Origin of the sequence: Streptococcus oralis (assembly GCF_001075675.1) — a bacterium.
Lineage (GTDB): Bacteria > Bacillota > Bacilli > Lactobacillales > Streptococcaceae > Streptococcus > Streptococcus oralis_V.
On the sequence record NZ_JUNW01000015.1, the window covers coordinates 1 to 23,597 of the forward strand.

The 23,597-nt window shown below is 39.7% G+C and carries 16 protein-coding genes and 2 pseudogenes; 1 reads left to right on the forward strand and 17 read right to left on the reverse strand.

Going from position 1 to position 23,597, the window contains the following annotated elements:
• From ADM50_RS02020 to miaA, 10 genes and pseudogenes are all read right to left on the reverse strand, one after another.
• On the reverse strand, window positions 1–1,845 hold a 1,845-nt coding region (locus tag ADM50_RS02020), incomplete at its 3' end, for a SpaA isopeptide-forming pilin-related protein (protein ID WP_049484359.1).
• A 452-nt stretch (window positions 1,846–2,297) separates the two neighbouring features.
• Complete coding sequence (bgaA, locus tag ADM50_RS02025) at window positions 2,298–9,536, reverse strand: LPXTG-anchored adhesin/beta-galactosidase BgaA (protein WP_049484360.1); 7,239 nt, start codon at window positions 9,534–9,536, stop codon at window positions 2,298–2,300.
• A gap of 251 nt (window positions 9,537–9,787) precedes the next feature.
• Window positions 9,788–9,982 (reverse strand): annotated as a pseudogene (locus tag ADM50_RS09625) (SDR family NAD(P)-dependent oxidoreductase); the annotation flags it as partial.
• Window positions 9,974–10,440 (reverse strand): annotated as a pseudogene (locus ADM50_RS09310) (alpha amylase N-terminal ig-like domain-containing protein); the annotation flags it as partial. The pseudogenes ADM50_RS09625 and ADM50_RS09310, both read right to left, overlap by 9 nt.
• A 148-nt stretch (window positions 10,441–10,588) precedes the next feature.
• Window positions 10,589–11,656, reverse strand: a complete 1,068-nt coding sequence (locus ADM50_RS02035; protein WP_049484362.1) for an ankyrin repeat domain-containing protein — start codon at window positions 11,654–11,656, stop codon at window positions 10,589–10,591.
• Window positions 11,657–11,849: 193 nt separating this feature from the next.
• Window positions 11,850–12,605 carry an SDR family NAD(P)-dependent oxidoreductase gene (locus ADM50_RS02040; protein WP_049484363.1) on the reverse strand — a complete coding sequence of 252 codons (756 nt, stop codon included), beginning with the start codon at window positions 12,603–12,605 and terminating at the stop codon, window positions 11,850–11,852.
• Window positions 12,606–12,625: 20 nt separating this feature from the next.
• Window positions 12,626–13,555 carry a ribonuclease Z gene (rnz, locus tag ADM50_RS02045; protein WP_049484364.1) on the reverse strand — a complete coding sequence of 310 codons (930 nt, stop codon included), beginning with the start codon at window positions 13,553–13,555 and terminating at the stop codon, window positions 12,626–12,628.
• Between the two features lie 14 nt (window positions 13,556–13,569).
• On the reverse strand, window positions 13,570–14,193 hold the full coding sequence (locus ADM50_RS02050) for a cystathionine beta-lyase (protein WP_049484365.1): 624 nt from the start codon (window positions 14,191–14,193) through the stop codon (window positions 13,570–13,572).
• Window positions 14,186–15,424, reverse strand: a complete 1,239-nt coding sequence (gene hflX, locus ADM50_RS02055; RefSeq protein ID WP_049484366.1) for a GTPase HflX — start codon at window positions 15,422–15,424, stop codon at window positions 14,186–14,188. The genes ADM50_RS02050 and hflX overlap by 8 nt, the downstream gene beginning before the upstream one ends.
• Window positions 15,417–16,301, reverse strand: a complete 885-nt coding sequence (miaA, locus tag ADM50_RS02060; RefSeq protein WP_049484367.1) for a tRNA (adenosine(37)-N6)-dimethylallyltransferase MiaA — start codon at window positions 16,299–16,301, stop codon at window positions 15,417–15,419. The genes hflX and miaA overlap by 8 nt, the downstream gene beginning before the upstream one ends.
• Before the next feature lie 120 nt (window positions 16,302–16,421).
• Between miaA and ADM50_RS02065 the strand changes: the two genes are divergently transcribed.
• Window positions 16,422–16,592, forward strand: a complete 171-nt coding sequence (locus ADM50_RS02065) for a DUF3042 family protein (RefSeq protein ID WP_001051782.1) — start codon at window positions 16,422–16,424, stop codon at window positions 16,590–16,592.
• A gap of 422 nt (window positions 16,593–17,014) precedes the next feature.
• On the opposite strand, the gene gggC is transcribed toward ADM50_RS02065, so the two are convergent.
• The 7 genes from gggC to ADM50_RS09775 form a co-directional block, all read right to left on the reverse strand.
• Entirely contained in the window at window positions 17,015–18,559 is a 1,545-nt protein-coding gene (gene gggC, locus ADM50_RS02070) for a streptosactin export ABC transporter GggC (protein WP_000913380.1), read from the reverse strand.
• Entirely contained in the window at window positions 18,552–19,748 is a 1,197-nt protein-coding gene (gene gggB, locus ADM50_RS02075; protein ID WP_000909921.1) for a streptosactin maturase GggB, read from the reverse strand. Before gggB ends, gggC begins: the two co-directional genes overlap by 8 nt.
• A gap of 67 nt (window positions 19,749–19,815) precedes the next feature.
• The gene (gene gggA, locus ADM50_RS09800) at window positions 19,816–19,920 is read right to left on the reverse strand and encodes a streptosactin (protein ID WP_000369345.1); all 105 of its coding nucleotides are present in this window, start codon (window positions 19,918–19,920) and stop codon (window positions 19,816–19,818) included.
• A gap of 51 nt (window positions 19,921–19,971) precedes the next feature.
• Window positions 19,972–20,862, reverse strand: coding sequence for a helix-turn-helix domain-containing protein (locus ADM50_RS02080; protein ID WP_045616868.1), 891 nt, complete (start codon window positions 20,860–20,862; stop codon window positions 19,972–19,974).
• Between the two features lie 636 nt (window positions 20,863–21,498).
• On the reverse strand, window positions 21,499–22,338 hold the full coding sequence (locus ADM50_RS02085; RefSeq protein WP_049484368.1) for a thymidylate synthase: 840 nt from the start codon (window positions 22,336–22,338) through the stop codon (window positions 21,499–21,501).
• 99 nt (window positions 22,339–22,437) lie between these two features.
• The gene (locus ADM50_RS02090) at window positions 22,438–23,397 is read right to left on the reverse strand and encodes an ROK family glucokinase (RefSeq protein ID WP_049484369.1); all 960 of its coding nucleotides are present in this window, start codon (window positions 23,395–23,397) and stop codon (window positions 22,438–22,440) included.
• A 125-nt stretch (window positions 23,398–23,522) separates the two neighbouring features.
• Window positions 23,523–23,597 (reverse strand): Ltp family lipoprotein (locus ADM50_RS09775; protein WP_008293223.1); only part of this gene is annotated, 75 nt, incomplete at its 5' end.

The following is a 23,597-nucleotide window of genomic DNA, read 5'->3' on the forward strand; positions in this document are numbered from 1 at the left end:
GACTTGGAAAGTGATGTCCGTTACTTTGAGGTAACCAGTTGGGGCTGCTTCCTCATGGAAAGTGTAGATGCCTGGTTCAAGATTCAGTTGCTTAGGTTGGTCAGTTGAAGTCCAGCTTTCTACGGCTGTACCTTCAGCTTTTTCGCCCTTGTAGATCTTAATCTGTGCACCAGCGATTTCATTCCCTCCAAGGTTTACCTTACTGAAGGTAATTGGTTTTGGACTAGTATCCTCTTTATCGGTAATAGTCAGAACTGGACCAGCTGCAAGAACAGTGTCATCAGCTCCCTTATTCTTAATAGTGATAGAACCGTCAGCATTAACAGTAAAAGTAATATCTCCTACAATTTGATATCCCTCTGGAGCATCGAACTCTCTTAGAGTGTAGGTCCCTGGTGCCAGCTTAATCACTTTAGAAGTGTCAGCTACAGTAGTCCAGTCTGCAACAGGTGCCTCTTCAAGATTGACTGTATCTCCACTATAGATTTTCAGTTCCGCTCCTGGAATTTCTTTTCCATTTGGATCCACCTTTTTGAAAGTAATCTCTTTCTCAGTTGGTGTCTTTGGAGGTGTCTTTTTATTTTCAATTCGACGTTCTACAGATTTGTCTGAGCCAAACTCATCAGGAGAAATTTTAATATCTTCAGTTAGTTTGTCATAGCCAAAAGGAGACGTTACTTCACGAATTGTATAGTTGTCTCGCAACAATTTACCTACACTAGCGTTACCATCAGAATCTGTTGTCAATCGTCCAACAACGGCTTGGTTACGATCACGAATTACTTCAAAAACTGCGCCTTGCAATGGTTGGCCTGCTTCGTCTACCTTATGAATTTTAATGGTGAAAACATATCCTTCCGCAACACCACCTGCAATCTGGTAGGTACGTGTGCTGGTTGATTGTTCATTCTCACTACCATTGTAGCTCATGTTGGCTACGTTCGTGATTTCCTCACCATCGACTAGATCATAATTCGCTTTAGCTCGATACTCGATCATATAACCAAAACCATTAGTATCTCCTAAAGGAAGGGTGAAACCATCACCATTCGCATTTACCACTAGTTGGTTTTTAAAGGTTTCGGTCATATCCTGAGCATCGGACCATTTCCAGTCTCCGTTATTCCAGCTCCAGTTTACTTTATAAATACGAAAAGTATCTGGTAGGAATGTCATATTTGGAGAAGAGAAAGCATCTTTGATAGTGACATCACTGTAGTTCGCCATATTGCGGTTTACAGTAATGTTATAACGGATTACATTTTTCTCGTCATCCTTGTATTGGAAGGAACTCTTTTCAATTTTAGAGTCGTATTTCCCTGGAGGGCCGTTGTAACGGATTTTCCCTGCAGATAGAACTCTATGTCCTACAGTAATATTGACATCAATGTCTTTTTCTTCTGAAACAACATCATGGTCAACTCGAACATAGACAAAGAATTTCCCCCTAACGCCAGAATTATTCTCAACAAACTTTGTGTAAGTTAGAGTAATTGTTTTGCTAGCTGCATCTAAACGACCAGTAGCTACAAGATTGCTAGAAGCATCTCGTAATTCAATGTCTGAAGAGTTTGAAAATGCAATCTCTGATGGCAATTGAAGTGTTGTTGTATCACCTTCATGCACCGTATTATCTGGCAAAACAAAATCTGCAGTAAGACGGAATTCTTGCCAAATATCCAACCCTTGCGTTAAAGCTTCACCAGATTTGTTCTCAACACCCACACTAGTGATCACATCGTTATATTCTGTCGCATGTACTTGCGTCAGAGGGGCAAACGATTGGAGAATAACTCCCAAACAAAGAATAAGAATCTGAATCCAAGATCTTATTTTCTTGTTCATTTAATCTTCCTTTCTTAATAATATTCAATTGTAAATGTACAATGTAATTGTAAACTAATTGATTGTCCCCAACTAATCACCATTTCCCTTTTTCAAGTAAAAATTGATAGCTACATTACTTTCATATTTTATCATACTATTTAAAAAAGGCTAGAAACATCAAACATTTTTTAAAATTTATTTTACTATTTAAAATTTATATTTTCTTATCGAATTCCCCATCAATTTATTGTATCGTTTTCTCCTATCATCGAAACAGAAACTGGTATATTTTACCGCTATTTTTTAAAAAATAAGTTCATCTCGTTTTCGATACCAGATAGCGTTTTTATCATTTTGGTTATCTAATTTCATAAACGTTAATTTGCTCTAAAGAGAATGCTTCTGCCTATTAAAAAGACCAGGTTTCCCTGGTCTTTCTGAGATACATTTAGAAGAAATATTGATTCATTCTAGTCTTCTTTTTTGCCTTTAGTGGCCACTAATCCTGCACTCAAACCAAGAAGAGCTAAACCTGCTGCTAGAGCTGCTTGACTTGCTGCACTTCCTGTATTTGGTAACTGTTCTTCTTGAGCTTGACTAGCTGCATTTGAAGCAATTTCTTTTGTATCTGCTTTTTCTGATACTTGTGGTTTTGTAGATTCTTGAGGTACTGGTTTAGTTGTTTCACTAGCCGTACCGACTTCTACGATGCGATCCTGAGCTATAACTTTATCATAGCTTTCTTTTTCAGTTCGCTTACCATTTTCAACTTCGATTAAGTGAACACGGATACCTTTTTGACCTTCTTGGAGAACACGAGTTTGACCCGCTGGAAGCTTATCATTCTTTTGTTCCTGAACCTTGAAATCAATTGTTTCTTCTTCGATTACAAGTTCTGATCTGTTAAGGACTAGGTTCTTCACTTCATCTTCTGGAAGAGAAGTTCCTGGTTTAGTACCAACTTCTACTATACGATCTTGAACAGCGACTTTATCGTAAGTTTCTTTAAGATGACGTTTTCCATTTTCCACTTCAATCAAGTGAAGACGGATACCTTTTTGACCTTCTTGGACAACACGAGTTTCTCCTAGGTACAACTTATCAGACTTACGCTCCTGAACCTTGAAGTCGATGGTTTCTTCTTCAACTACAAGTTCTGGTCTGTTAAGGACTAGGTTCTTCACTTCGTCTTCTGGAAGAGAGGTTCCTGGTTTTGTTCCGACCAAGACGATGCGGTCTGTCGGAGTCTCTACCACTTCGCGAAGTTTTTCTTCCTTACTTCCATCAGGATTAATCGCTGTAAAGATACGTTCTTTACCAACTTTTCCTTCTTGTTCTACACGTGTTTCACCTAGATACAGTGTTGAATCCTTTTTCTCAACTGTCTTATAGGCCAAATCTTTTTCAACAAATTCGAGTTTTGGAAGTTCCTCTTGTACAGCAGCAACAGTCTTCTCAGAAACTGGTTTTTCCTTGGTCAACTGGATACGGTATTCCTTGACTTGTTTTCCACTTTCTGAAACAAGGCGAACAAGTACTGGAAGGCTATCGTCTCCGCTATCTACAACTGTTGAAGCTACTTGATTACTTTCTTCGACTGAGACTTTTGGACGTTGACCTTTATAGGTGATTTGATAGTCTTGACGATCTTCAGCGAAGTCAGGAAGTTCTTTTCCATCCACAAGAATCTTCGATTGCGTACTTTCTTGAGGCAATTCACTCGGTGCAAGGAAGGTCATCTCAATCATCGCAACACCGCTCTTGTCTGCTTTACGCTCCATACGCCATCTCATGGCTTTGGCTTTGACAGCTTTAAATGTTACGTTAATTTCATCACCAGCTGCGATGTCTTTATCCGCACGATAAGGCACAGCTTCCCAATTTTCTGGATTGTTAAATGGATGAGCTGCATCGTAGGCTTGGTAGTTTGAATAGTAGGTAGGCACTTCAAACTCTGGACCGACATAGCGTTCTAAAACGAGTTTAGATGGTGCATCCGTACCACTATCTGCAAAGAAGTGAAGTTTGGCTTGAGCAACAGTCCGTTCGACAATCTTACCATTTTCACGGAAGATTACACCTGCTGATACTTCTGGATTAGAAGATGGTGTTGGAGACCAGTTTGTCCAACGACGATTTTCTGAATGATTTCCGTCATTGAGATAGTCCACACGGTCATGGGAGTTTCTATCAATGTCGTTAGTGGCTGAAGCAAAGGCGCGGTTACTATTTTCATCATACTCTGGGTTATTTGAAAGAGCTTCACCAAGTTTGTCTGTCACTCGTACAGTGAACTCAGCAACGAGGTCGCTACCAAGGACACGGCCTCGAACAGTAAATTGACCTGCTTTTGTCAGATTTTCTACTGGAACTTCATCCCATTCAACTGCCAAATCTTTTGTTTCGTAACCATCTTTACCTGTGAAGTAAACAGGAACCTTAGTTGGCAATTCAAGCGGTTGCCCTACTTGTAGTAAGCGAGCTTGTTTGACCGCAGCAACTGGTTTACGAGAGAGCAAATCTTTATTGCTTGTAAAGTGTAGACGGTATTCTCCTAGGATGTCGCCATTTTCAGCTTTCGCGATAACACGAACTGGCTCACCTTCACGAACACTTGGAACGACGGTAGCGAGACCATTGTTGCTAACACTTGCTGTTACTGCAGGAACTTTCCCATCTACAGACTCAAGGTAGTAGTCTGTCAAATCAGGGTTGAAGTTTGCTAAGTCTTTACCGTCAACTTGGATTCTCGTTTGTCCTTGTTTAGCTGCCGCAACTTGTTTCGCAAAAATTTGTACTTCTGTGATAGACGTTCCTTTCTTGCTATCAAGTCGAACCATACGAATGCGAACCGCATAGGTTTCAACCTTGTCAAAGCTGAAATGATTCATTTCTCCAGCTTTTAATTGAGCTGGTGCTTTGAGATTGCTTACCTCTTTCCAGTTTGCAGGATCGTTAAAGGCATGGTTTTCCTCACCTACAAAGCTAGGGTTTTTAGGGGCTGTTGGAACGGTCTTACCGACATAATATTCAATCACATAAGACTTCGGTACACCAACTCCGTGGTCTTCGTGGAATCCGACACTTAGATTATCAACTGAACGTTTGCTCAAAATACCTGAATCTCCGAATAGGACACCAACTGAAGCTTCTGGATTAGTACGGTTCCAGTTTGTCCAACGGTTAGCTGGGCGGTCATTAAAGGAAATCAATTTATCGTTGACGTTTGAAACAGGATCAGTTGGATTTGAGTCTGAAGCAAAGGCAAGTGGCAATTCTGATCCGGTCCATTGGTCAGAAATGTTTGCACCTTTCTCAGTTTGAGCAGATACGCGAACATGAAGTTTAGTTGTTAATTGCGTACCTTCTAGGCGACCATTAACTGTAAAGACACCTTCCTTGGCATATTGGTCTGATTGAATCGCATCCCAAATAACCTTAGCTGATGAAACGTGACCATTTGAATCGTAGGTACGAACACTTTCTGGTAATTGTGGTGCTTCTGCAATTGGTGTTGTCACACTGACTTCTTCAACCGAAACGATACCTTCTACAGAGACTTTAGCACGCGCTTCAAGGTCAATCCCTTCAACTTTACCTAGAACTTCGAAGGTTTGATAGTGATCGAGTTTTTCTTTTGGAATGGCTTGCCATGTGACTTTGTGGGCTTTAGGGAAACCTTTGTCGTACTCAACCGTTACTGTTGCTGGAAGACTTGGTTCCTGATGCAAATCTGTGACTACATTTACTGGACGGATAGATTGCGCAACCTTCGTCTCAGTATTGGCTTGGATAGTGAGAGCGATTTGACCTGAAGCCCCCTCATATTCTGCTTTGAGAGTGACTGCTCCTGGCTTATGCAACTCAAGCATTCCTTTACGAACTGCGACTTCCCCTTCACCACTTGTAGAGAAGTTCACCTTATCTGCTGGTAAAACTGCTTGTGTTCCGTCTTGATAGTGTGCAAGGACAGACAATTTCACTGTTTGGTCTTCTTTGAGGCTGCCAGCTTTCTCCACTTGTAGGCTCAAATGGTCAATTTTTGGTGCTTCTTCGAGGAACTGAATTGCATAGGTTTGAAGAGGTCCACCATCTTTTGGTTGAACATAGATGCTTGCACGCATACCGTTTGCTGCACTTGCTTGCACCACTGTAACAGCTGCATTTTCAGCACTTGCTACAACTTCTGGCAAGGATGCACCGTAAGCAAGAGTTCGATATTGCATTGGATTTTGAGTAGTAAGACCAGTGACAGATTCGCCACCAACAGTTACATTTGGTACTGCAGGAGCCGCAGGATTACCTTCTTCTACCACAAGGGTAGCGTGAATAGTCTCACCACCCAGTTGACCAGTCATTTGAATACGTGATCCTGCAACTGACAGTTTAGCTTTATCTGCTTCCGAAATCTCCCACTTATCAACTTCGTATTCTTGTACGCTTCCATCCGTAACAGCAATAGAAACGTATTTGTCAACAGCGCTCAAGTCTGTTCCTGGAGCAACACGCTTAACAGTTGGAAGCTCATTTGCGATTGCTAGAATTTCGACACGGGCCTCAACTTCGCGTCCGTCTGCCATACCTTTAACAGTCACAACTCCTGCTTGGCTCACATCAACTGAAGACCAAGTTACTGGACGTTTTTCACGACTGCCATCACTGTAGATAAAACCGACTGTCTTCGGCATTTTTGGCTCTTTCTCAATAACAGTACGTACTTTTGGTACTTCTGTTCCGAGAACGGTCTTTTCTTGGTCTTCTTTTTTACCAGTAAAGACCGTTACTTGACCAGATTTCAAGAGATCTGAATGGGCTGTTAGAGTGAATTTACCTGCTTGCTCAGTTGATTTAACAATGGCAACCCCTTTACCGTTAAAGGCTCTGCGGATCCAAGAACCATCAGGTTGTGCCTTGTAGCGTTCACGGCTGGCTTGTTCCCCATTATCAACACCAACCAGTTGACCTTGTCCATGCAATTGGAAACGAACCAAATTATTGGCAGTTGGTACCACATTTCCTTCACTATCTACGATTTCGTAGTAGATGTAGGTCAAGTCTTTTCCATCTGCAGCGATTGCGTGTTCTTCCTTGATGAGGCGAACACCTGCTGGTTGGCCTGCCGTCGTGATCTTATCACGTGCAATTTCTTTTCCAGCTTCATCGCGAGCTACAGCTTCTAAAGTACCTGGTTGGTACGCAACCTTCCATTCAAGATAGAGTTCCTTAGCATTGGCACCTTCTTGGTAAGTGCGGCCATCACTGGTTTGTTTCTTGTTGAACTTCTTAACTCCAAGAGATTGACCATTTAAGAACAATTCTACACTTGCAGCGTTTGAGTAAGCTCGAACTGGGATTTTTCCGTCTGAATCTTCAACTTTAGAGGCCAAGTCTCTATTCTCCCAGTTCCAGTGAGGAAGAAGGTGTACCATCGGTTTCTTCTTGGCAGAAACCCATTGGCTTTGGTAGAGATAAAAGTCATGTTTTGGAATACCTGCTGTATCTACGATACCAAAGTAAGAGCTCTTAACGGGAGTTTGGTTTTGGTTGTGCCATGGTGTAGGTTCACCGATATAGTCCGTACCTGTCCAGATAAACTGTCCAGCATAGCCAGCGTTGTCACGGTCAAAGGTCCATGAATCTGTTGCCGTTTTACCCCAGCCAACTCGGTCATTACCATAGTCAGACTGTTCGTAATGACGCTCAGGTCCGTTACTATGTTTCAATTCCTGTTCAGGGCGATAGTAACTTCCACGTGTACGGGTAGCTGAAGATGTTTCAGAACCGTAAATCAACCAGTTTGGATGTTTCGCACGAAGTTTCTTGTAGTTATCTTCTGAATAGTTGAATCCAACCGCATCCAGTTCATTAGCAATTTTCTCATGATCACCGCTACCATCACCAAAGCGGAACTTATCTGCTCCCATAGTAACATAACGTGTAGTATCAACATCTTTAATCACTTTTACTAAGCGTTTAACCGTTGCAAGAGAGTGAGCATTGCCGTTAGCTTCACCGATTTCATTCCCGATAGACCACATGAAGACAGCTGGGTTGTTTTTATCTCTTTCGACCATGGTACGAAGATCATAGTCAGACCATTTTTCACCTTTTCTAGCTTCTGGGTGAGTAGCGTCTTTTTCAAAGAAACGTCCGTAGTCATAAGGTTTCTTGCCATTATACCACGTATCAAATGCCTCTTCCTGAACGAGCAAACCAAGTTCTGCTGCGATTTGCAAGGTCTGTGGACTTGCAGGGTTATGAGTTGTACGGATGGCGTTAACGCCCATCTCCTTCATTTGTTTGAGACGGCGGTATTCTGCTTTATAATTTTCTTCTGCTCCAAGCGCTCCGTGGTCATGGTGCAAGGAAACACCATGGAATTTAATGCGTTCACCATTCAAAGAGAAACCTTCATTTGGAGTCCAATGATAGTAACGGTAACCAAACAAATCTTTCTTAGCATCAACCAATTGACCGTCACGGTAAACACGCGTAATCAATTCGTACAAGGCAGGTTTATCATTTAAAACTGTCCAGAGTTTTGGTTGTTCAACTTCGAAAATCGCATCAAGACTTGTTGATTCATGTGCTTTCAAGGTACGGCTCGCTGTACGAACCAAGCCTGTTACAGCCTGACCACCACGTTCAACGATTTGATACTCTGCCACCAGTTCATGGTCTTTATCGTCTGTATTGACAATCTTGCTGGCTACATGAGTTTCAACCTTGCCATGTTGCTGTTCTTCAAGTTTTGGTGTTAAGATGGTTGTTCCATTTTTCTCAACATGAACCTTATCTGTCACTTGCAAGGTCACATCACGGTAGATACCACTACCTGAGTACCAACGGCTACTTGGTTGTTTGTTAACCGCATGGACAGCAATCACATTCTCACGACCATCTTTGTGAAGGTATTTGGTGATATCGTATGAGAACTGGTTATAACCATTTGGATAATGCCCCACTAACTGGCCATTGACATAGACTTGAGAGTCCATGTAGACACCATCAAAGGTGACACGAACATTTTTCTTGAGATCTTTTTCATCAAGTTTAAAGGTCTTGCGATACCAAGCTTCACCACCATTGAGCTGTCCACCCTCGTTTTGAGCAGGTGACTGATGGTCAAAATCGTTAAAGATACTCCAGTCGTGTGGAAGATCCAATTTTTGCCATGTTGATACATCTGCATCTGATTTCACAGCTTCTTTAGGATTCGCATTGAGTTTAAAGTGCCAATTTTGATTAAAATTCACTTTTCTATCTTCAATCATTTGATTCACTTCTTCATTTGTCGCAGCGTTCAACTCTTCCTTGACAGGCTTTTCTTGACTTGAAGCTTGAGATTCTACCTTTGGAGCTGTTTCTTCAGGTTTTAGTGACGCTTTCTCCTCTTTTGGAGCTACAGGTTCATCTTCTTTCTTCTCGGCTTTGCTTGCTTCAATTGGAGCAGCTTGACTTTGGTCGACACTTGCAGCATCCTTGTGTTCTGCTACAGCTTGATCTTCTTTTTCCTCCACTGCCGGACTTTCCTCTTTTGCTTGTTCCACAGTGTGGGTGATAGGAGTTTCATCCGCGAAAACTGGTGATTCTCCAATGACACTTCCTCCAAATAGAACCGCACAGGTTCCAATCATGACAGAGCAAGCACCTACGGCAAACTTACGAATGCTGTAGACTCTTTTACGATTCCAATGGCCTTTTTCCATAAAATCCTCCTTTAGTAACCGCTTCCATTTATTTGTAAGCGTATTACTTTTTCATAGCCTTTTACCTTTATTTTATAAAATAATATAGGAAATTTCAATGCCCTAAACACAAAAAATCATATTTTTGATTGTTTTTTCTAAAATTTGTAGAAGATTCAAAAAACGTGAATATAGATTTAGAACAAAAAAACAAACATTTCTTGTCACTCAGTAAAATATCATAAAAAAGTTCCTTACAAAAGGAACCTTTTTTACTTATAATTAAAAGTCTCCCCTGCCAACTTATCGGCTAGCTTGGGAAAGAGGGTATAAAACTTATGGGCTAGATTCAACAAAACTGGGAGATTGAGTTCCCGTTTGTTTTTTCCTATGATTTTGACAATTTTTCTAGCGACTACATCTGGTTCTAAGAGAAATCGGTCAACAGACTTGAGGTAGCTCCCATCTGACGTAAAATGAGGATTTCCATTAGCAAAGCGTTCTGGGAAAATCTGATACCACACGGTATTTGAAACCCAACTAGGAACCTGACATCCATCAATTTCGTGAACATAAGGAAGTTTAAAGCCATTTCCTTCAGCATCCAAGTTTTCTTGAGTATGTTCCTTATCTACATAAAAATACCCTTACCCTCTTTATCAAGGAGTTCAAAGAGATACTGAATGCGTAAAAAATCAACAGAGACCGTAACCTGCCAATAATCAAGTAAGGCGTCTGAAGTTACTTTGGTCATTTCTTTCTTAGCTTCATACTTATCCTCAATGAAAATAAATGGATCTCCATAATGCAGAATAACCTTCTGAACATCATTTTTCTACGTTCTAATTCGGATATGTAGCTGACCTTCTTTGTAAAGATAAGCGCATTCTGATTCTGGTCTATGATAAATGGCTGTCAATTCCATATTTTATCTCCTAAATAGTCTACTATCATTTTAAGCAAACGTTTTAATAATCGCTGGTTCTAGTATACTTTTTACGGTTTAAATTGCAATACTTGGATAAATAGTTGAATAAATCCATCATATATTTTTAACTGGATTTAATTTCCATTTACCTCTTATAGCTTGGCTTTTCTAGGGGTATCGGCTCGGGATTTTGCTTAATCCAGATAAGAGCTAGCTGACACAGACGATCTAAACTGACTTCATTATCATTCTCTTTACTATGGATTTGCGCAATGACTTGCCTAACTTCTTCCAATTCTTGATCTGAAAGAGAGCTTCCTAAAGACAAGTATTGCGGGAGAGCCTGAAGCATTTTTCTATAATCCCTGTCCCAGTTGGCTCCACCATTGCGATCCAGTTCATCTCGAACTCTGCCTGGTATACGGATAGCTTCGCCCTGAACAGTTTTGGCTGTTCCACTTGAAGGAATCAAGAAAGACCATAGTTCCTCATATTGATCCTCCCAACTACTTTCTTTTACGAGAATAGGAGAAACTCCATCATGGGTTATTCGTTTGGCTACTGGCTTGACATTAAACAAAGCATAAAGTCTTTCTAGACCCTGATCTGCTGCTTCTAGATAGTCAGGATTGAGCCCTTCTCTATGAAATTCAAAATCCTTACCAATATTTTCAACCTTTTCTTTCATAGCCGATGTTTTCTTAGCACCAGCATCCAGCAATATAGAGGCAATTTCAGCTGTTTGGGCAATATAGATTCCCCGACAGACAGTGAGAACGGAGTCTAGTGGAGTCTGTCCTCTATCATTCTTAGGGTTGACAGCTGCTCCCTTTTCTAAGAGAAGCGCAACTGCTTTAGGATGAAAAAACTCAGCAGCCATATGCAAGGGTGTATTGCCATAAGTATTGGGTTTTTCAATGTCCGCACCCAATTCGAGCAATAGTTTTACAGTATCTCTTCCCATGGTTGCTTGACGGTACAAAGGTGTTGCTCCATAATAATCAGGAATATTGATATCTAGGCCCTTTTCTACCAACCAGATAACCAATTCATCCGGGACTCCTCCCATATGCAAGGGTGTACATAAGCTATATCTCCCGTCATGAGCAGTTAACTCACACTTGTCATACACGGCCTTTAATTGGTCAATATTGCCGTCTGTCAGTAGTTCATTAAAGTCCTTCGGTAAGGTTACTCTTTTCTTTTTTGCCATTCCTCTTCTCCTTTAACCATGATTCTATCTTTTTGTACCTAGATTGGACTCTAAGTATCTTCTTGATTTCTTTTATTTGTATTATACCCTAAAAGCTATGAATATGCACGAAGAGACTGGATTTTAAAACTTTAAAACAACTCTTCTTCCGACAAATTAAATCAAAAAGCCCTTCCTCAAGGGAACAGCTTTTTCACTTATAATTAAAAGTCTCCCCTGCCAACTTATCAGCTAGCTTGGGAAAGAGGGTATAAAACTTATGGGCTAGGTTCAACAAAACTGGGAGATTGAGTTCCCGTTTGTTTTTTCCTATGATTCTGACAATCTTTCTAGCGACTGCATCTGGTTCTAAGAGAAAGCGGTCAACCGACTTGAGATAGGTCCCATCTGGGTCAGCCTGGTCAAAAAAGGGAGTACGAATCGGTCCTGGATTGACCGTCGTTAGATAGACACCATAGGGCATGAGTTCGAGGCGCAGCGCATTTGAAAATCCAATAGCCGCAAACTTGGTCGCTGAGTAGAGACTGGACTTGCTAGTCGCTATCAAACCTGCCATACTGATGATATTGATGATATGCCCTTTTCCCCTCTCCTTCATGCAAGTTCCAAGACGACGAGACAGATTCATCAGAGCAAAGGTATTGACCTCAAACATCTGGTAAATGTTTTGATCAGAGATCCGGTCGAAATCTTCAAAAATTCCATATCCAGCATTGTTAATCAAGACATCAATCTTGCCATAACGGAGATAGAGGTCAGCTACCAGAGCTTCTAGGGCTTTATCATCAGTAATGTCGATTTCAATCCATTCCACATTAGGATGATTTCCGTAGAGTTGGGCTAATTTTTCCTTGTTTCTACCTAGTAAGATGAGTTGGTCATTTGGCAAGAGTTTAACCATTTCTTGGGCTAAGCCACCGCTTGCTCCGGTAATCAGAATAGTACGCATACTTATCCTTTCTCAATCTTCTAAATTTCCACTTCTTCCAAGTCTTTGACCACATGGACATTTTCAAAAACAGTTGCCGCATCTTTCTTGAGCTGGCTGATATCTTTTGAGAGGAAACGAGCACTGATATGATTGAGCAAGAGGCGCTTTGCACCTGCTTCTGCTGCTACTTGTGCTGCCTGCATATTGGTTGAGTGACCGTGATTGTGGGCAATTTTTTCATCTCCCTTCCCATAAGTCGACTCATGGACAAGGACATCAGCGTTAACAGCTAGACGCACACTGGCATTGGTTTTTCGGGTATCACCCAAAATAGTAATAATCTTACCAGGTCGTGGTGCTGAGATATAGTCAGCAGCTTTGATTTCAGTTCCGTCTTCTAGAACAACGTCCTGACCGTTTTTGATTTTTCCAAAGAGCGGTCCAAATGGCACACCTGCAGCTTTGAGTTTTTCAGCATCCAAGGTTCCTTCTAAGTCCTTTTGCATGACACGATAACCAACGCAGAAAATAGTGTGGTCCAGCTCCTCTGCATACACAGTGAATTTATCGGTCTCAAGGATTTTCCCTAGAGAATCTTGGTCAAACTCATGAAAATGAATGCGGTAAGGCAGACGAGAACCTGACACACGAAGGCTGGTTAAGACAAAGGACTTGATTCCTTGCGGTCCGTAAATGTCCAAATCTGTCTGCTCCTCATTGGCCTGAAAGGCACGACTAGAAAGGAATCCTGGCAAGCCAAAGATATGATCTCCATGCAGGTGAGTGATAAAGATTTTGCTGACCTTACGTGGTCGAATCGTGGTTTCCAGAATGCGATTTTGCGTTCCTTCTCCACAGTCAAAGAGCCAAACTTCGTTAATCTCGTCCAAGAGTTTCAGGGCGAGACTTGAAACGTTGCGGGCTTTAGAGGGCTGACCGGCCCCTGTTCCTAAAAATTGAATATCCATTCGATACTTTCTAATTAATCAATATATAACATAGCTGTGCGATTTTCCGATCGGAAATAGCGCTTTCCAGAAAAAGCAGCAGCTTCTTGCAATAAATCCTCTTGGCTGTAGCCTTTGAGACGCTTGCGACCATCTGCTAAACTTTCCAAATCTGTCAAAGCTGTGAGACTTTTCACGCTAACAACTTCTTCGTCTCCGGCATCCTTCATGTAAATCTTTCCGGACTCTTCAAAGACGAGTTGATGGGGGAAAATTTGCGCAATTTCAAAGAGCAAGTCAGCTGTGATTACTTCCTCAGCTTCTGAGAAAATCCGCCCCAGTCCCTCACTCTCATAGCAAAATCCAAAAGATTTACCCGACAGGTTCAGACGAATAAAAGGCTTATTTTCAAAGGTGAAACTTGGTTCAAAATTGTAGAGATTCAGTTCCTGACTGAGTTCTGCAAAGTAATCTGTCGCAGCTTCAGGACTCTTTTTCTGGTAGAGTTCAGCAAAGTAGGCATTGACTACACTCGGAGGAGGTGTGATGAGAGCCAACTGCTCTTGCTCTGTTTTGCCAGCTAGAAGTTGATCTAGATAGACCCTATCCAGACTTGTATAGCCTCCATACTTTAGAGCCAAGGTTTTAATATCAGTCATAAAATTCCTCTAACCTCCATTTATTTTTCTCAGAAATGTAGCCTGTAATCACTTCCCCATCATCTTGGTAGTCACGATCTTCCAGAATCGCTACACTTTCCAAATCATGAATCTTGTAGGATTTTGAAAAAGGCACGCGCAAAGTAAATGCTTCAAAAATATCCTTGATCTTCTCCAAAAACAATGCTTGCAAGTTCTCACGACTATCCTCAGACTTGGCAGAAATGAGGGCATAAGGCGTTTGAGTCGGCGTGAAATCCTCCACCAAATCAGCTTTATTATAAAGAGTCAGGCGAGGAATATCCTCCATATCCAAGTCTTTGATGATAGACAGAACCGTTTTTTCATGTTCCTCGTGATAAGGATTGCTGGCATCGATGACATGAACCAGAAGATCCACATGCTTGCTTTCTTCCAAAGTCGACTTGAAACTGGACACCAATTCAGTCGGCAAATCTTGGATAAACCCAACCGTATCAGTCAAGGTAACCTGAAGATTGCCCCCCAGATGGATACTCTTCGTTGTCGCATCCAGAGTCGCAAACAGCTCGTCTGCTTCATACTGGGTCTTACTGGTCAAGGTGTTCATGATAGTTGATTTCCCAGCATTGGTATAACCAATCAAACCAATCTTAAAGGTGCTTGATTCCAGACGTTTTTCTCTGACTGTCGCCCGATTTTTCTCAATCACCTTGATCTGGCGCTCGATATCTGTGATTTGATTACGAACACTACGACGGTTCAGTTCCAGCTGACTTTCACCAGGTCCACGGGAACCAATTCCCCCTGCCTGACGGCTGAGCATAATCCCTTGACCAACCAAGCGAGGCAAGAGATATTTAAGCTGGGCCAAATGCACTTGGAGTTTACCTTCATGGCTTCGAGCCCGCATGGCAAAGATATCCAAAATCAACTGCATACGGTCAATCACCTTAACACCGAGAACTTCCTCCAAATTGACATTTTGCCGTGGAGTCAAGCGATTATTGACGATGACAGTGCTAATTTCCTCCGCATCTACCATCAGTGCAATCTCTTCCAACTTACCAGAGCCAACAAAGGTCTTGGAATCATATTTTTCACGTTTTTGTCTGTAGCTATCGACTACGACTGCGCCAGCTGTCTTAGCCAGACTGGCCAACTCTTCCATGGAGAGGTCGAAATTTTCCATACCCTGCAGTTCAACACCAATGAGCAGGACCCGTTCCTCTTTTTTCTCCGTTTCAATCATCTAAAAACTCCTCAATCTGGCTTAAAATACGGTCTTGCACACCAGGCTCTCCTATCTGATAAAAGGTGACCTGCATGCGATTACGGAACCAGGTCAACTGACGCTTAGCAAAACGGCGGGTCGCCTGCTTGAGACTCTCGCTCGCTTCCTCAAGAGTTTGCTCCCCACGGAAATAAGGAAAGAGTTCCTTGTAACCAATGCCTTTAGCTGCCTGCACATCTGGATAATGGTCAAAGAGCCACTTGGCCTCATCCAAAAGCCCAGCCTCAAACATCAGATCTACTCGGCGATTGATACGTTCATAAAGCTGACTGCGTTCATCATCCAAGCAGATAATCAAAGGTTCATAAGGACTTTCCTGATTTTCCAAATCCTGACCAAAATGGGCAATCTCCACGGCACGCATAGCACGACGACGGTTAAACTGGGGAATTTCAAGACCTGCTTGCTCCACAAGATGGGCTAATTCCTCATCTGAATAAGGCTCCAAACTAGCCCGATAAGCTACAATCTCCTCATGAGGTGTTTCCCCACCTAGATGGTAGCCTTCTAACAAGCTCTGGATATAAAGCCCAGTCCCACCAGCGATAATGGCTAGCTTGCCACGGCTTTGAATATTCTCAATAGCCTTCTTAGCTTCTGAAACAAAATCAAAAGCCGAGTAAGACTCGGTCACCTCTCTGACATCAATCAAATGATGAGGAACAGCTGCTTGCTCCTCTGGGCTAGCCTTGGCCGTCCCAATATCTAGCCTTCTGTATACTTGCTGACTGTCACCGCTGACCACCTCTCCACCAAAGCGCTTAGCTACTTCAATAGCAAGGGCTGTTTTCCCAACAGCAGTCGGTCCAACAATCACAATTATTTTTGTTTTCATCTTTTTTCCTTGAAAAATTTCCATTTTTTCGTTACTATTATTATATCACAAAAAGTTAAGTCAGAAAAATGCTACCACTTAAGGAGCCTGGCTGATCGGAAAGATAAAGGAGGAAGACTCATGGCTAAAGGATTCGCTAAAGGTCTTGTAACAGGTGTCGCAGGAACTGTCGCTGCCGTTGCAGGTGCAGTATACGCAATTAAAAAGAAAGTGATTGAGCCAGAAGAGCAAAAAGCAGCTTTCATCGAAGAAAACCGTAAAAAAGCAGCTCGCCGTCGCGTATCACATTAAGCAACAAAAGAAGTTGGGGATAAACTTAATTTGAGGAGAATGCCCAATAAATATTTCCACAATAAAACACATAGTATCAGGTATTCAAAAAACTGATACTATGTGTTTTTTGATTTCGACGACTTTTAACCCATACTTTATAATTAAAAAGTAGAAATCGAATTGATAAATAAAGTATGAATCTATATTACGAAAGTTAGACAGAAAATTTCATGATTGAGGTGTAAATTAAATATGTTTGCTACTATTCTTTACTTATATTATTCATAAAAAGGCAATATTGAATCTATTAAATTTACAATATCAGATTTTGTAATAACGTATATATACACAATGATGTTAACTGTCATCCAAATGCAAACAATTCGCGTACTAATAATTTTACAAATGAACGAGACATACTTTCCTCTTTTTATTGATTGTCACTGAGACAAATTAATTACTTTGTCGTATTGTGCAAGTGTCTCCTCATCATAATGGTGGATTACCTCAACCAAGGTTTGTGGAAGGGTTAATAAGATATTTGAAATTTGTTTTGAATTCACTTTATCAAGATTGGCTTTAACCTCGTCTGCCAAAATCAGATCACTATTATGATACAAACTGCGAGCGATTTCTATACGTTGCTTTTCCCCACCAGAAAGATGATTTCCATAAAGAAGATGTCCCTTTAAAAATTCTAGATTTACTCGATTAAGAATCAGGTCCATCTTTATATTATCCATCGACTCTCCAAGGGTAATATTCTCCTCAAGTGATAAACCATCAAAAATATAGGAATCTTGTAAAATATAAGAAGCTGATTTGGCAACTTGCTCTTGATTTAAGATCTGACCAGCATAAGTCACCTTCCCCAAATCTGGAGATAGTTGCCCATAGATGAGGTTAAGTAAGGTTGACTTACCACAACCACTTGCACCTATTAGAGCAATTTTTTCTCCTTTTTTAATTTCAAATGATAGATTTTCAAAAAGTATATTATCTTCAAAACTTAAACTGACGCAATCAACTAAGATAGGAAAAAGTGATGTTGAAGACAGGTCATCTGTTTGTATAATCGCATCTTGAAGTAGAAAATCATAACGATTCCTAAGCTGCTTGCTTGATTTATAGGTATTGATAAAATATGACAATTCATTGAATTGATAGCCTATGTTATGAGATACTAGATAAATTGCAACAAAACTAGCTCCTGACAAATAATTATAATAAGTCATTATACCACCGATAATGATGGGAACTACCGAACAAAATGCGTCAATACTATTAATGAGAATATTATTAATCGTACGTTGTTGTTCATAACGAATGTCCTGATCAATTCTCTTCGACAAGGCTCTTCTGAAAAGAGAATAGAAGAAATCCATAGCACCGTAATTTTTAATCACACTCTCTCCACCAATGATATTCGTTGTCTGAGACAAGTACTCCTGATTCGACGTCGCTTTTTCCTCAGAAATAAGGGCTAATTTTTTACTACCTATACCACTACAGAGTGCAGGCATAGAGTAAAAAAAGATAAATATCCAGCCCAACCAAAAATTTGTTGTCAATGCATATACAATGGAAACTATTGTAAAACCAACTGAGGAAATAATAATGACTGCTGGTTCGAGATAAGACGTTTCTAATTGTTTGACATCGTTTTCAAGATTGGATAGGATATCCTCTTTTTTACTATTTTTATTATATAGAAAATGCTCAAACAATTTATATTTCATGATCCAAGTGAAATCTGCTACTAACTTGGCATAATAATACCTTTTCCCAGCCAATCCAATAAGAATAAATAAATTACCAATTATACCTACAGTAAGGGCTATCCATAAATCATCCAGAATCTTCTTCTCAAAACTGGCTATAATCATCGATACCAAGGTTGGTGTGATGATAGCCTCTAACCACGTAATAGCAATGAAAATAAAATAGAGCACCAAATGTTTTTTTGTGATGAACTTTTTAAGCATATCTAATGAACCTTTCAAAATTGTTAACTAATTTTGTTAAACGCTCTTTATCCTTACTCAATTCAATAATTTTATAAATACAGTATTCCATTAAATCTTGTTTTTTACACTCAATAAATTTTCCTTCTTCAGAAATAATTGATGAATAGCCATCAATCATATTTGCGACACATTCCATGCACATTCCTCTACACCAACAATCTTTACACTTAGAAAAGTTATCCTTATTATTGAATTGTGTAACTTTATCACTGCTATGGGTCCCCCAAAATCTAAAGCAAGATTTAGTTGATCCATCAACATCAAATGTTATTGTTGTTTCTGGATCAATATCATCACAAAACGATTCTATCTTACTTTTAAAAATCATTGAAAGTAGCACATCATAAACAATCGGGCTAATGTAGTTTTTAACATTATTATTGATAATATCTTCGAATGACTGATCGATAAATGTTTTTCTATTTTCTTCAGTCATTTCCATTTCTTTAACTATTAGAATTTTATTTTTGCTAAATACATTATTGATATTAAATCTAACACCCATATCAGTAAAATATCTATAGATATCCCCTTTTTGAAATCCAAGTATTTGATGCATCCGCGTGTAAGTAGAAGCGACTTCAAAATTTTCGTAATCTATTTCTTTTAAATACTGAATAAAATTCAATGTTCGTCTATGACTTCCCTTGCCTCTTAACTTATCGTGAATCAATTGTGGGCCATCAAGGCTAACTGTTAAAAAAGGATGATAATTGTTAATCATCATTTCAACTTTCTTATTTAGGATGGTACCATTTGTCACAGTTTCAATTTTTTGAATCTCAATATTTTTAGATAGCTTTTCAATAATATAAACAAACAAATCAATATTTAAAAACGGCTCGCCTCCAAAAAGGATTAATCTCTTTATACATTGAATTCTGCGAGAGACTAGCTGATCAATAATTTTATCTGCTGTATCAATATTCATCAGTTGATTCATCATTCCGTAATTACCACCATCAGCATAGCAGTATGTACATGAAAGATTACAGTTATTTGAAATATTGATTACTACTTTTTTTAAAATATTATAATCGTTTTCTTTTTTGATATTATTATTCAAATCATCTATTGAAGTTGATAAAGTAAAGGTTTCAGAATTAAAATAAAGAGTATCGGATTCTGTAATAAATGCTTTTAACATAATTATTCCCCCTATATAACATAGAGAGGGAATAAAAATCCCTCTCACAATAAAAATAAGATAGTCGTTACCGACCTCCACCACAAGAATGACTAGGGCCGCAATCATGAATAACATAGGCTGATTTATTGGCTAGTAATTCTTCCAAATCGATAATTTTGAGATTATCCATTTTATTGTCCTCCTTTATTTGATGATATGATTATATCATTCAATAGTTCAGTCAAAATTTCTTTCCCATATCTGCTTGACGACTGTCCTCCCCTAAAACTTTTTTTAAATGTCCTTCATAAATCTTTGCTAAGTGGTTACTGCCTGCTAATTTTATTGCTCCAATACATTTTTTCATTTCAATAATTGCAATCTTATTTCCGTTTTTTTGATAGCGATAAAGGTTTTGAGCATAGAGAAAAATGAGTCTTTCATAAATTTCTGTCTCGATAAAAAAGCATTGTTTCAATTGTTTTTCAAAATACAAAGCATCCATAAACTTTTTCTTTTCAATACAGGTAATATAAGCATTAAGCAACATGGTTGAAATCAGGCGTCGATTAATAGGAATTTCTTTATAAAAATCTGATCGTCTAGACATTTCTCTTGCTAAAACCATAAAAACATCATGTTTTAGAACATCCAAAGTATTCATGAAAATCAACAATTCATAATATCCCCAATATTCAACACCAAATAGATAATCGGTTAAATCATCCAAATCTGTTTCATTATAGTATTTTTCTCCCGATAAATCCTGAAGGCGAATTTTAACTAAAATGGTATTTATATGATGAAATTTCTCTCGTTTTCCTTCATTTTCCATTTGAGATATCAACAATCTCTTCATCCCTTCAATGTCGCGAGTCGTTACACATTTCCTAACCTGAGCTAATAGTTCATTTAGTTCATCACGATGAAAATCATGAACGGCATACATAAATTCATCAATTGGCATGTTAATTTCATTTAGAATATGTATAAACTTTGAAATGGTTAAATCCGTTTCTCCTTTTTCGAAACGTGAAAGCTGAGATGTTGATATACCAGCCTTCGTGAGATCCTTTAACCGCAATCCTCTTGATTCTCTAAACTTTTTAAAAATTTCTCCAAAATTTTTCATTCTGAACCTCCATCACGCATATATGGGAATATATTTTATTCACCCCAATAATAACATATAATAAAAAAAAACAAAAGTGAGGATTACACATGAAAAAACAAAAAATATTACCACTCCTACTCTTTTTACTAGAAGGAATTATTATTATCGGAGTTGGATAATCTTAATTTCTAAGGAGAGTTTTGCCTAGACTGCTCAGCGATAAGTACTGCTGAGCGCAGGCTTATAGTTTGGAGGCAGGTAATGTACGTAACAGTCAGGTATTGCCTGCCCTCTTTAGCTAGATAGAAAACATCAAACTTTCTTACATTATCGCGAATTCCAGTTACAAAACTCCCATTAAACTTAAGTTCTTACTGAATTAAGACATCACTCCTATCTCTCCTTACACTCGTCCTAGCAGACAGAAGGATATGCTTAGTCCGAAAAAGTTTAACTATAGTCAGCACAATGACTCCTATACCTGTCTTAAAAAGGCTTTTCGCTAGACCACTACAGTTGACGAAAAGCCTGCTTTTGCAGATTATAAATTTGAACTTTATCCTCATAAATTACAACATAAGAAAACACCTCATAAGTTAGATTTTTCTGTCTAACTTATGAGGTGTTAGTCATAGAAGGATATTTACATTTTTCTTAAATAGCCAAATCAAACTTCAGCTGTGGCTTAACCGGATCATAGTCAACCAACTCAAAGTCCTCGGCTTTGATGTCAAAGAAATTAGTCTTATCTGGTACATTCAAGACCAAACGAGGTTGGCAGTTTGACGGCTCACGGCGGAGCAATTCCTCTGCTTGTTCAAACTGATTATCATAGATATGGAGGTTGTTGATAAAATAGAAAAACTTCCCAACCTTCCAGCCAAAATGCTTGGCAATCATCATTTGAAGAGCTACGTACTGCATAGCATTGATGTGGTGGGCCACCAGCATATCATTCGAGCGCTGAGTCAAGGTCGCATCCAGATAGATTTCCCCATCAACGCGACGAACATCAAACATGGTCTGAAAGGCGCATGGAAGGAGGCCGTCCGTCTCCTCAAAAGCTTGGTAATCCCAGAGTGAGATGATATTGCGACGATTCCAAGGATTGGCTTCCAACTGCTTGAGAATCTTATTAATGATATCGTGTTTCTTAACGACCGCCCCGTAGCGCTCACCGATGGTTCCCGTATCTCCCACTTCCCAGTCATTCCAGTAGTGAACATTGTACTTGTCATTGAGAACATCTAGGCTATTAGACTGATCTTGGTAAATCCAGAGTACTTCCTTGATGGCAGATTTGATCGCAATGGGACGCAAGGTTGTGATGGGAAATTCCCCCTTAGCCAAGTCATACTCGGCAAATGCACCCGTTACGTACTTGGAATTAGCAACTGTCCCATTCTTGTACTTGGGACGAGCCTGCTCAGAAAAGACACCATCTTTGAGGATTCGTTCAATATTTTCTTTAAAAATCGTATCAGCTTTTGTCATTTACTCTCACCTCATTTATTGTCCTAACTAGTATAGCATAAAAAAAGAAAGGAGGAAAATCACTGGCTTTAAAGTAGTGATTTTCCTCCTTTTATGATCTTATTGCAATACAAGTGATGCTGCTCCGATAACTCCAGCGTCATTTCCTAGGGTCGCAAGAGCTAGTTTAGTTGTTGTGCGTACTTGTGGGAAGGTATTTTCGTCGTAGACTTTCTGAACGCCTTGGAGAAGGAATTCTCCCGCTGCTGACACCCCACCACCGATAACGATTGTTGATGGGTTTAGGATTGATCCGATGTTAGCACACGCGATACCCAAGTAACGTGAGAAGTTACGGTAAACGATCAAGGCAAGGTCGTCCCCTTCTTTTGCAAGGTCAAAGACAGTTTTGGCTGTTACTTCTTCACCGTCGTCGATCAAGCGTTTCAAAGCCGCATCACCTTCGTATTCATCTGCATAACGACGAGTCAAGTTAACAATCCCTGTTGCAGAAGCAACTGTCTCAAGACAGCCTTTTTTACCACAGGTACATGCGATTGGTTGGTCAAAGTCAACAGTGATGTGGCCAAGCTCACCTGCTGCACCAGCAACACCGTGAAGCAGTTTTCCTTCAGCGACGATACCACCACCAACACCAGTACCAAGTGTCATAAAGACAACATCTGGTTGGTTTTCACCAGCACCCATCCAGCGCTCACCAAGAGCAGCTACGTTGGCATCATTATCAATGAAGAATGGAATCCCCAAGGCTTTTTCAATCTTTTCTTTAATTGGTTGAAGGGTTTTCCAGTTGAGGTTGTATGCACCGATAACAGTTCCTTTTTCACGGTCAACCACACCAGGTGATCCCATCCCAATACCTCGGAAGTCTGTGGCTGACAATCCAAGCAAGTCCAAACGATGTTGAATAGACTCAATCATATCATCTACGATATGGCTTCCTTCATCCAAAATATTAGTCTTGATAGACCATTTTTCTTGGATTTCTCCCTCTTGAGTTAAAATTGCAAACTTGATAGATGTTCCACCAAGGTCAATCCCAATAATCTTTTGACTCATCGTCTTCTCCTTTTTAATTGAAAATGCTTACAGATATAGTATAACAAAATCGTCTCTTTTGTGCAAAGGTTTGCAGGCCACAAGCCAAAATTAAAACATCTCATTTGCTTCACTATTTGTAAAAATTAGTCACCTAAATGTTGAATTGCATAGTTTGCTTCTTCTTTTGTAAATTTTCCAACATAAGAAGAAGTTAGCCA